Source organism: Leptolyngbya sp. CCNP1308, assembly GCF_034932455.1.
Taxonomy (GTDB): domain Bacteria; phylum Cyanobacteriota; class Cyanobacteriia; order Phormidesmidales; family Phormidesmidaceae; genus Nodosilinea.
Genome location: NZ_JAYGIH010000011.1, coordinates 55,544 through 65,558 on the forward strand (window position 1 = coordinate 55,544; position 10,015 = coordinate 65,558).

Sequence of the window (10,015 nt, forward strand, 5' to 3'; positions counted from 1 at the left end):
TGTGAGTTCATTGCGCTTTCGCCATCAGCCTTCTGTCCCAAGGGCACATTGAGGGCAATCACAGGGTTTTAGACCATGGCTACTCTCATCCCTTCCTACAGCAGCTGCGCCTCTCGCATGACCGGGGGAGAACGCCGCCTAGCCCAGCGGCTCGAAACCAAGCTCGATGATGACTACCTGCTCTGGTACGACGTACCCGTAGGCCCCAAAGCCCTGCATCCCGATTTCATCCTCCTGCACCCCTCGCGCGGTCTCTTCGTGCTGGAGGTCAAAGACTGGAAGCTAGACACCATCAAGTCTGTAAACCCGGATGAGTTTGCGATCGCAACCCCACCCCAGGGCCTGATCAAACAGGTTAAAAATCCCCTCCACCAGGCGCGAGATTACGTCCTGGCCATGTGCTCACTACTGGAGCAAGACCCAGAGCTGGTGCAGCCCGCAGGCCGCTACCAGGGCAAGCTACGCTGCCCCTACGCCTATGGTGTGGTGCTACCCAACATCACCCGCCGCATGTTCGACGCTGAGCCGGTGCTGGCCCAAGTCATTGATCCTCACGTGGTCATCTGCAAGGACGAAATGACCGAGGCCGTAGACCCAGGGGCCTTTCAAGAACAGCTCTGGGCCATGAGCCACTACAACTTTGGCACCACCCTCACCAACGAGCAGATCGACCGCATCCGCTGGCACCTCTACCCAGAGATGCGAATCTCTGCCAAGCAGCTCTCTTTCTTCGACGATGAGCCCGCCGACACCCTACAGACCGCTATCCCGCAGGTGCTCAAGGTTATGGACCTACAGCAAGAGCAGCTGGCCCGCAGCCTGGGCGAGGGCCACCGAGTCATTCACGGGGTGGCTGGCTCTGGCAAGACCTTAATTTTGGCCTTCCGCTGTCAGCATCTAGCAGAGGCCATGCAGACCGTTTTGGTGCTGTGCTTTAACGTGGCGCTGGCTTCAAGACTGCGATCGCTAATGGAAGAAAAGGGGTTAACCAAACTGGTCACCGTCCGCCATTTCCATGGCTGGTGTACCGAAGTGCTGAAGCAACACCAGCTGCCGCGCCCTGATTACCGGCAATACAAGGGGTCTGAGTACATCCAGCGGCTAGAGGCTGCGGTGGTGGCCGCCGTCGAGGCTGGGAAGATTCCCATCGGCCAGTATGGGGCGGTGATGGTCGATGAAGGCCACGACTTTGCACCAGAGTGGTTAAAGCTGGTCGCCCAGATGGTGAACCCCTCCACCGATTCCCTGCTGGTGCTTTACGACGATGTTCAAAACCTCTACGGCCAGCGGGCCAAGCAGGAGTTCAGCTTCAAGAGCGTCGGCATTAAGGCCCAGGGCAGAACTACAATCCTCAAGCTCAACTACCGCAACACCGCCCAGGTGCTGATGCTGGCCTACGAGTTTGCTAAAGAGGTCATGCTGCCCACCGATGGCGCAGATGAGGACATGCCGCCGCTGGTGCAGCCCAACAGCGCCGGGCGCGAGGGGCCGATACCGGAGCTGGTCAAGTGCAAAAGCTATAGGGCAGAGGTGGATCACATCATCCAGAGAGCCCAGCAGCTGCAAGAACGGGGCATCCCCTGGAATGAGATAGCTATCATCTACCGCGAGAACTGGATGGGAGAGAAGGCGTTTCAGCAGCTCCAGCAGGCCGGGTTACCCATAGACTGGCTCAACCAGAGCAGCAGCAGCCGTAACTTTGACCCCTCGACCCAAAGCATCAAGCTGATGACGATGCACGCGAGCAAGGGACTAGAGTTCCCGGTGGTGTTCATCCCTGGGGTGGGCTACCTGCCGAACCGCTATAACGATGTGGCTGATGAGGCCCGGTTGCTTTATGTAGCCATGACCAGGGCGATCGAGGTGCTGGTGTTGAGCTGCGATCGCAGGTCGGTGTTTGCTGAGCGATTGGAGGGGGCGTTGGAGAGATCAGGAGCAACAAAATTCCATAGAATGTGAATTTTCTCTGAAAGACCTCAAAACTACATGCTACAGGAGATCACAAGATTGCAAGGTGATATAGCTGATTTATTGGCAAGGAACTCAGCTGAGGCGTGAGGAAGAAACACATAACCATATTCATACTTCTTCTCACTATTTAAAGGATACTTATCGTACAGGCATTCAATAAGATTTCCCCTTTCATCTTGAACTACGGAGTGATGACGCAACCTGAGCATGACTTGATTATTTTCTTCGTCGATCTTCATTTCCCAAGTATTTCCGCGAATTCTATTAGCTTCTGACTTGAGTCCTTTTTCCTCATTGTGTTTAATCATTAAATTAGAAAACTCATCAACTACTAGATAAGGGGGAGTTAAATTGATTGGAACTTTCCCAATCATGAGGTAGCCGTAGACCATTTGCAGGTCTGACCTATATTTGATTAACTCACTTGTAACACCATGGCAGTTTTGTTTCCAAACTTCTTTAGGCAAGATTTTGTTGACATTAACAACTTCTTCCAATTCCCCGTCTGGGGGGATTCTTTCAATAAAAGCAACAGTGTTTATTTCATCAAGTACCCCTTTGAGATCAAAATCTTGGAATTGAATTTTGGATGAATCATATTCTAGACTGATATCTGTAAACATAAAGATGAAATATGTATCCCGGATTTTATTCTAAACAGATAAATAACAAATTAACGTTTTGAGTTATTAAACCCTATCTTCTACTCACCTACAATTGGAAAGCTCGCTACATTCCAATATTCTATTTAACATCAACCCCTCGGGCTTTCCAAAAATCTATACGCTCCTGATTCGCCCGTTTGATATGCTCCTGGCGTAGATTCTCATTCAAAAGTTCAGCCACCTGCTGTCGCATGAAGGTCTGATAGTTCGCCCCTCGCCCCTGGGTTGGTTGTAATCTGCTGCTCACCTCAGCCCCTAGATCTTTCCACCATGTGTGCTGCTGGGAGGAGAGGTTAATTCCATAGAGCACGTAGTTCGCAAAGTGTTCGCAGTTGTTGACAGCAATGCTGTATTGAGCAGCTGCCATGAACTGCTCAACTCGTTCCAGTTGCAATTCTGTGACCTTAACTATGCCCTTTAGTTCTAAGCCTTCCGGCCCCCAACCAAGGGAGTTATCAAAACGGCCCGTCTCGCTAAGAAAGTAGTGATCGGCCAGACCAGCCAGGGATTGAATCGGCATCTTACAGACCCGGAGTACATTGGTCCCGCCCAGTTGAAAGCCCATAACATTACCCTCTAGCAGGAGTATTCCGAATCACTGACACATAGACAACACCCAGAGTCAAACGCTGCCAGTTGGGCTGGTTCAAGGTGAAGGCCAGCCCACCAAACAAAGCCAGCCAGCCCACTGGGCCAATTGTCAGGGCAATCACCTGACTCATACCCATGTAAGCCGCGAAGGGCAAGGTAATGCCCAGGGTGCTGGTAAGCCCCCCAAGTATGGTGCTGGCTATGAGGTACACCCCAAATCCACTAGCCCTGGCAGCCGCTAGCGCCCCACCCGTCAGTAATAAGCCGGTGAAGTTAGGATCATCACTGCTGCGCTTCATCTCCAACACCACCTGCTCTCGCTGCTCTGGGGTTAGTCGGTCGAACATATCCTGAAACACCTTGGCAACTATAGCTGTTTCAATTTCGTCGGTTTTAAGATGCTTCCAACGTCGCCCATTTAGGAGCGCAAGCCAGTCTATACCTACATGATCCGCAACATCGGTGACAACCTGCTTCCAGGATTCATCCCAAAACAGTTGTCCAATGCTGCCTGCCCTAAGATAGCGGATATGGTTACACAGGGTATCAGGATCGCTACCAAAGCCTGAACCAGTTAACTCTCCTAAATTGTGGCGCTGCTCACGGGTAGCCCTTTTAACAATTTTTCTGAACTCATGCAGCGCCATAAAAAAATTAGCCTCATGCCAGAACAGGAATATATTCCTGTTCTGGCATGAGCTGTCTGGATCAGCGACAGAATTGAGAGAAATTGTTCAAGCCTTTATATAGTAGCCTTCGTGAAATCTCTTGAACTAAATAGGCAGCCAAGCAAGCTGAACTTGAAGAAAAATGTAAGCAAAGAGAGCTGCTACAACGCCGATGAGTATGAGCCCTAGTAAGCCACCAATCATAGTCAAGCTACCAGTTGCGAGAGTACTTGTGAAAGCAGCAGCACCGACCCAGGGTGACAAAGTCATTCCACCTAACAGTAGTAAAGATGGTACTGAAACTCCAACTACAGCAGCACCAGTCATCACAATTGTGTTTCTGATAATCATAATTATTTGATATGAACTAACTTGCCCAAAATCTAGCCTTGGCCAATAAAATTTTCTGTATTTATGTGCCAGATCGTGTTTTATCTTGTGACACTTCGACGGAAAGACCAGATTCCCCAAAAGCATTAAGCTGATGACGATGCATGCGAGCAAGGGGCTAGTAGAGTTCCCGGTGGTATTCATCTCTATGGTGGACTACCTGCCGAACCGCTATAACGATATGACCAATGAGGCCCGGTCGCTCTATGTGGCGATGACCAGGGCGATCGAGGTGCTGGTGTTAAGCTGCAATCGCCTGCATCACCTAGGAACAAACTCAGCTAAGCGGATAAATTCAGCATGAACCCATCCTTGCCCCACTTGGTACCAAAGATTGCACTCCGGCCCAATGCCAGGAACTGAGTCTACTGAATAGACACGGGCAGAGAGCGAAACCTGCTGGCCCACTTTAACAGTCCCAACTACTACCCCTTCAAACCTCGGGCGATCGCGGACATTGACTGTAGAGCCAGACGTTTGCCCATACACAAACCCAGGGATTGAGCCCGTTTCGGCGTAGGCTATGACATCAGCTTCATCGTCTTCATCGGTGCAATAGTAGGTACTCTGAGCGAGCAAAGGTTTTGCTATTGCGATAGCTGAGATCGCGCCAATCAAAAGGCCATGAGATATCATCCTTGCTTTCATCGCTCAACCTGCATTAAAGCTCTAAACTAGCCTCCAGCAGGAGCTGACGTCGAGGGAGATCACCTGTGGCGATAATACTTTGGGTTTCCCTGAAAGAGGCAGTAAGCCATGGATGTACTATCGCCAGAACGTCTGTAGACAAGGGTATGCTGATTAGCCTCTACAACTGCGCGATCGCATTCACCCTCTCCTCCCCCGACACCTCCAGATACCGCTGTAGCGCCGCCATCAACGCCACCCAGGACTTGAATTGCCTTCAGCCTCACCCCCGCCTTATCCAGCCGCGTTGCCCAGGTCCGCCAGTGCTGTAGGTACTTCAGCAAGGTTGCATGTCTCATCACACAGGACTAGTTGACTGAGGGTGCCTGTGTGGCCTGTAGTGCGGATTGAAATCGTTGAGCTAGAGCTTTGTAGAATCGGGGGAGGGTTTCAATGAGCCAGGTTTGCATCTCCTCCAGGTGTTCGGGGGTGTCGGTAATAGAGGAATTTTCGCGATATACCGCTACTCTGGCGCTACGTTGGCCAATGAGTCTTTCCCAACTCAAAGGAGCGCCAAAATCGGCTTCTATATCCAAGTGTTGAGCCTGGAGATAGTCAAAAATGCGCTTGTTACGATCGCGATCATTTACATCAATATAAAGCTCTAAACGAAGCCTAGAACTCCTAGCGAAGGAAAGAACGTGAACAGTGGCAGGGTAGTTCTCTGCTGAAACCTCAAAGGTAAACCAGTGCCGTCCTTGGGCGTTGGTACTTGGCTTAACTGACAAATTAGGAATTGACTCCAATTTTGGTCGAAGAGCACTGAAGAAATTGACATAGGCGATCTGCCTTTCGCCAACACGGGAGAAGATAACCCTCTCTTCTGAAATGTTGACATTTGAAACCCGCCAACCTGCCTCAATCCACTGCTGTGATTGAGAATGGCTGACGGTATCGTTGGCCCACCAGTTGCGATGCTTACGAGCTGAGGTAGGCAGAGTATCTTGGATGATTGCTTCTATCTCTTCAAAGGATAGAGAAAGCTTGTTCGATTCCTGATTTTGCAGCCAAACGGCTAAAGGAGCATAGCGGCTGTCAGTAGGGTCAAGTTCTTCGGCAGGGGGGCCAAGTTCAGACGGCTCGTCGCTATCCATCTGAGTTGAGGCGGTTATAGATTGCCAAAAGTCGGGAATTTGCTTAATTAAGCCAGCAACTTGATCACCAATAACTTTATTACTAATGACAGTGTTACCAATAGTTATAGTTACAGGAGAACCAATTCCCGCAGCATACCCAGTCTCAATATGAAGGGTGCTGATAGTGGGACGGTGTCTATCAAGGAAGTCAGCACAAAACTTGAGGTGTTCTCTTTGTTGCGGAGTTATCTCTCTGAAGTGTGCAATGGCATTACGAGTGCTTCGGGCAGTAGCTAGGAGGTTGTCGATTGCGGCTAAATCGATTCCCTTAAAGCTCTCTTGATAGTGATCCCAGATTTTTCTGAAAAGCTGAATATATTCATACAATGTTAATTCTGAGAATTTTTTAATCTGAGAGGGCTGAGACAAATGCCTTTCAAAGACCTGCTTTGCAACATCCTTATCAATAGAAGTCTGACCTTGGCTGCATTGCCCTAAATATTGCTGTAAGGCTTTTTGAAACTTTTTCTCGACATCTTTTCCTGATGTCATAATGGCTTCTATGGCTTCGTTGAGCTTTTGTTCGTCAACATCGTCGTTAGAACCTTTGTAAAAGGATTCGATAAAGTCACGAAGGGTAGTCTCGACATCTTCGGCCAGCATGATGTCTTCCGCACGGGTGCGAAAGTATTCAGTAGTGTCGTAACTGGTGATAATGCCTTTTGGGTAGCCCTCTTTATCAGTAATTGGGACTGCGTTCAGATCTCTTAGCCTCTTAAGAAGTTCGGAGAGATCATCATCTATACGGTAGTCTTTAACTTTTATAAGGGCGTGAGAAACTTTGAGTTGATCAACAGTCGCTTGAAAGAAGCTTAACGCCTTTAGAATAGAATCACTGGTAATAAGACCCTCCAGCTTACCTTGAGAATCAACAACAATAAGCTGGCTAAAATCATGCTCAATCATGAAATCAAGCGCCGTTTGTACAGCGTCGTCTACCTTGACTGAGATCAGCTGTTGGCTTTGAGGAAGAATGCTTTCAATAATAAAAGGCATAAAATCTGACTGTAGGATAAGAGTTTTCGTTATTTAAGCGTTATTTATATTTTTGATTTTTCTCTTCTGAATTTCAATTTCATCAGTGAGAAGCGCATGAACTCGCTTGAGAACCATTGCCAAGGTTAACGCAAACAAAATGACAATGTAAAAGACAACGAGCGAAAACAATATCTGGAAGGCTAAGCTTTTGGAGAGCGTTGAGATTGCCAGAACAAGTACACCAAGTATACACAGGAGAATCTCGAATGAAATATTTAGAGAAACACTTTCTAAAATCGAGATTCTCCTGATGAGGCTTTGCCTGCTAACAAGAGAGCTTGGCAAATCTTTAACGTCAGAAACTTTACCTACAATATCAAACATCAGAATTTGAAGATTGAAAAGTAGACCAGCAAAAATTGAAAAGACAGTTATCAATAAGTTTGCCAATTCATTGTTCAAGTTTACTTTAAAGTAAACTAGCAGTGCGCTCAAAAAGAAAGGCAAAATAAAAAAAATAAAGATATCGGATCTCGAAATTTTCGATCTACCAAAATCTTTCAGCGTTGAAACATGATCAGTGACAATTTTTAGAATATTTATTTTAGAAAAAGCGTCACTCATTTGAGGCCTCACCCCATATTGCTTCCGCACATTCAGTCAAGAATTCTTCTGCCGAAGTTTTGATTTCAGAAAACTCTGGATGACCAGTTTTAGGATTTGTACTTACCTTGTCTGTAACATCTTCAGAAAACTTTAGGTGATCTATGTTGGACAAATCGATGGTTCTATATTTTGTGCCGATTCTAACTTCTACTTTTACATTGTCTGCTTGAAAATCCTGAAAATTCTTGATTTCAAGAAGACTTCCTACAGAAACATCATCTTCACCCAAAAATTTGTCTACGTTGTTACGGAATCTGTCAAGCAATGGTTTTGGCAGATCTCGATTACGATGAGCCTTTAAGCTAAACTCAGCTTCTCCCTGCTCTTCTTCAGGTATTCCAGTTAGATCTACGTCTGAAACCTCTTTAGGGAATCTATACTTGATAAGTCTTATTTTAACAATTCTATTTTCAAGGTAGCGTTTAACTATCTCTCTAGGCACTAAAGGATTAATTTCTATTTTGTACTGGCCTGAGAACTTACCCTCAAAATGACTGCTAAAGTCCTTCTCGAAAATATCTTTGAAGCCTCTATTGCCAAGTCTTTGGAAAATCGCTATCCCAGTAGACGTGTTTGTAGGAATCTTGACCATGAAGAAATAAGGTATAAGCTCAGCATCAAGCATTTGCCGCGTGTATGTAGGTTCATCATTTTCTACATTAAGCAGATCTGCTTCAATACCGTAATCTCCAGCTTTTAAGATTCCCGACAGCGTTCTATCTTCTCGGGTATATGACTCTAACCTAATAGTTTTCTTATTTTTGTCTTTTGGATTAAATGGCAAGGTGGGAATGTCATTACCTAGATATGCACTTAATACTTCCAATAAGTCTGTACCCCATTCATTTCGATCCCCAGGTTTAATATATTTTCCATTAATTATATCCTTAATCCTGATTGTATAGGGAACCAAATATAAGCTTGGCATTTTTAATGTTCCTAGATTTATTAATAATTATCTAAAGCGCTGACTCCTACTATAGCGAGTTGATCTACAGTTACGTAGTCACATCCACCTTCTCCTCCTCCGACACCTCCAGATACCGCTGGGTTAAACGCCCTACTCCGCAAAGAACCCCAACAACGCATCCCCCGCTGCTCCAGGTTCAGGCAGCTGGTCAGCGACGCCAAACTCGCATGGCCCGTAATCGCCATAATCTGCCGCAATGGCACCCCTGCATCATAGAGATGGGTGGCCAGCGATCGCCTAAAGGTATGAGTACTCACCCCCTCAAGCCCCAGTAGGTCACAGGCCCGACGCAACGCCTTATCTACCGCTCGGGTGCTGATGTGCTGCCGGGGGGGCCGCTTTCCCACTCGCGCAAAGTAATAGTCGCCATTGGCCTGGCGCTGAATACGGTACTGCTTCACAGTGGCTCGGGTCCATTGGGCAGCAGGGAACAGATACCCTAAAATCAGCAACGCCTATAGCGGCGATCGCCCAGGCGCAGTTGCTGATTTTAGGTATAAATCGATCTCTGTAGGTATTGGGATCTCGTCCATTTTTTTTGCGAAATCATACTGCTATTCAGCAACGCCAGCTGGCCAGCTATCAAGCATCACTTAAGCCCTGTTATAGTCTTGCTCATGCCGAAACAGTCCTCCCTCTTCTCTGACGACAACTACGCCGATTTCCTCAATGGGCTCAAGTCACGCATCCGCACGGCCCAGGTCAAGGCAGCCCTCGCCGTCAATCAGGAGCTCATTCATCTCTACTGGCAGATCGGTAACGAAATCTTGACCCGCCAACAGGATCAAGGCTGGGGTGGCAAGGTCATTGAGCGCTTGGCTAAAGATTTGAAGCGGGAGTTTCCCGATATCAGCGGCTTTTCCCAGACAAACCTCAAATATATGAGGGCGTTCGCCGAGGCGTATAGCGAAGAAGAAATAGGTCAACGCAGCGTTGGCCAATTGCCCTGGCGTCACAACATCGCCCTCATCACTAAGCTAAAAGAGCAACAAGCGCGATTGTGGTACGCCCACAAAGCCGTAGAAAACGGGTGGAGCCGCGACATTCTCGTGATGCAGATTGAAAGCGATTTATTCGCCCGATTAGGTGGCGCTGTCACTAACTTCGAGCGAGTCCTCCCTGCTCCTCAGTCTGACCTCGCCCAGCAGCTCGTCAAAGACCCTTACGTGCGACGTGAAAGTTGCCCGTTCCGAGCGAGAGGCCGTCCTCTCCAAAGACTCCTTCTCTTTGTCCTCACGTAACAGAGTCACTGACTCCGCCTACGGTGGCAGTAAGTAATGAACCCACTGGAAT

The 10,015-nt window shown here is 47.8% G+C and carries 11 protein-coding genes; 3 read left to right on the forward strand and 8 right to left on the reverse strand.

Features of this window, described 5'->3' with window-relative positions:
* The first annotated feature begins 75 nt into the window (after positions 1–75).
* Positions 76–1,959, forward strand: a complete 1,884-nt coding sequence (locus VB780_RS06900; protein WP_323350399.1) for a 3'-5' exonuclease — start codon at positions 76–78, stop codon at positions 1,957–1,959.
* A gap of 23 nt (positions 1,960–1,982) precedes the next feature.
* Here VB780_RS06900 and VB780_RS06905 read toward each other — a convergent pair whose 3' ends face one another.
* The 3 genes from VB780_RS06905 to VB780_RS06915 form a co-directional block, all read right to left on the reverse strand.
* The gene (locus tag VB780_RS06905; protein WP_323350400.1) at positions 1,983–2,594 is read right to left on the reverse strand and encodes a hypothetical protein; all 612 of its coding nucleotides are present in this window, start codon (positions 2,592–2,594) and stop codon (positions 1,983–1,985) included.
* 121 nt (positions 2,595–2,715) lie between these two features.
* A complete protein-coding gene (locus tag VB780_RS06910) occupies positions 2,716–3,201 on the reverse strand; it encodes a lecithin retinol acyltransferase family protein (protein WP_323350401.1) in 486 nt (161 codons plus the stop codon).
* Between the two features lie 4 nt (positions 3,202–3,205).
* The gene (locus VB780_RS06915; protein ID WP_323350402.1) at positions 3,206–3,874 is read right to left on the reverse strand and encodes a hypothetical protein; all 669 of its coding nucleotides are present in this window, start codon (positions 3,872–3,874) and stop codon (positions 3,206–3,208) included.
* A gap of 502 nt (positions 3,875–4,376) precedes the next feature.
* Here VB780_RS06915 and VB780_RS06920 point away from each other — a divergent pair.
* A complete protein-coding gene (locus tag VB780_RS06920) occupies positions 4,377–4,589 on the forward strand; it encodes a 3'-5' exonuclease (RefSeq protein WP_323350406.1) in 213 nt (70 codons plus the stop codon).
* Here VB780_RS06920 and VB780_RS31360 read toward each other — a convergent pair.
* From VB780_RS31360 to VB780_RS06940, 5 genes are all read right to left on the reverse strand, one after another.
* Positions 4,547–4,933: an SH3 domain-containing protein gene (locus tag VB780_RS31360; RefSeq protein WP_073609742.1), complete on the reverse strand. Its 387-nt coding sequence runs from the start codon at positions 4,931–4,933 to the stop codon at positions 4,547–4,549. The two genes, VB780_RS06920 and VB780_RS31360, sit on opposite strands and share 43 nt — an antisense overlap.
* 347 nt (positions 4,934–5,280) lie before the next feature.
* The gene (locus tag VB780_RS06925; RefSeq protein ID WP_073609740.1) at positions 5,281–7,104 is read right to left on the reverse strand and encodes a DUF4268 domain-containing protein; all 1,824 of its coding nucleotides are present in this window, start codon (positions 7,102–7,104) and stop codon (positions 5,281–5,283) included.
* Positions 7,105–7,137: 33 nt separating this feature from the next.
* Positions 7,138–7,710 (reverse strand): hypothetical protein, encoded by a 573-nt coding sequence (locus VB780_RS06930; protein ID WP_323350403.1) that lies wholly within the window; start codon positions 7,708–7,710, stop codon positions 7,138–7,140.
* Positions 7,703–8,680, reverse strand: a complete 978-nt coding sequence (locus VB780_RS06935) for a hypothetical protein (RefSeq protein ID WP_073609738.1) — start codon at positions 8,678–8,680, stop codon at positions 7,703–7,705. Before VB780_RS06935 ends, VB780_RS06930 begins: the two co-directional genes overlap by 8 nt.
* 20 nt (positions 8,681–8,700) lie before the next feature.
* Positions 8,701–9,123: a tyrosine-type recombinase/integrase gene (locus tag VB780_RS06940; RefSeq protein ID WP_323350404.1), complete on the reverse strand. Its 423-nt coding sequence runs from the start codon at positions 9,121–9,123 to the stop codon at positions 8,701–8,703.
* Positions 9,124–9,339: 216 nt separating this feature from the next.
* Between VB780_RS06940 and VB780_RS06945 the strand changes: the two genes are divergently transcribed.
* Positions 9,340–9,963 carry a DUF1016 N-terminal domain-containing protein gene (locus VB780_RS06945; protein WP_323350405.1) on the forward strand — a complete coding sequence of 208 codons (624 nt, stop codon included), beginning with the start codon at positions 9,340–9,342 and terminating at the stop codon, positions 9,961–9,963.
* The last annotated feature ends 52 nt before the right edge of the window (positions 9,964–10,015 follow it).

Coding starts and splice junctions, on each gene's coding strand:
- VB780_RS06900 (WP_323350399.1), top strand. CDS start 76: ATGGCTACTCTCATCCCTTCCTACAGCAGCTGCGCCTCTCGCATGACC.
- VB780_RS06905 (WP_323350400.1), bottom strand. CDS start 2,594: ATGTTTACAGATATCAGTCTAGAATATGATTCATCCAAAATTCAATTC.
- VB780_RS06910 (WP_323350401.1), bottom strand. CDS start 3,201: ATGGGCTTTCAACTGGGCGGGACCAATGTACTCCGGGTCTGTAAGATG.
- VB780_RS06915 (WP_323350402.1), bottom strand. CDS start 3,874: ATGGCGCTGCATGAGTTCAGAAAAATTGTTAAAAGGGCTACCCGTGAG.
- VB780_RS31360 (WP_073609742.1), bottom strand. CDS start 4,933: ATGAAAGCAAGGATGATATCTCATGGCCTTTTGATTGGCGCGATCTCA.
- VB780_RS06925 (WP_073609740.1), bottom strand. CDS start 7,104: ATGCCTTTTATTATTGAAAGCATTCTTCCTCAAAGCCAACAGCTGATC.
- VB780_RS06930 (WP_323350403.1), bottom strand. CDS start 7,710: ATGAGTGACGCTTTTTCTAAAATAAATATTCTAAAAATTGTCACTGAT.
- VB780_RS06935 (WP_073609738.1), bottom strand. CDS start 8,680: ATGCCAAGCTTATATTTGGTTCCCTATACAATCAGGATTAAGGATATA.
- VB780_RS06945 (WP_323350405.1), top strand. CDS start 9,340: ATGCCGAAACAGTCCTCCCTCTTCTCTGACGACAACTACGCCGATTTC.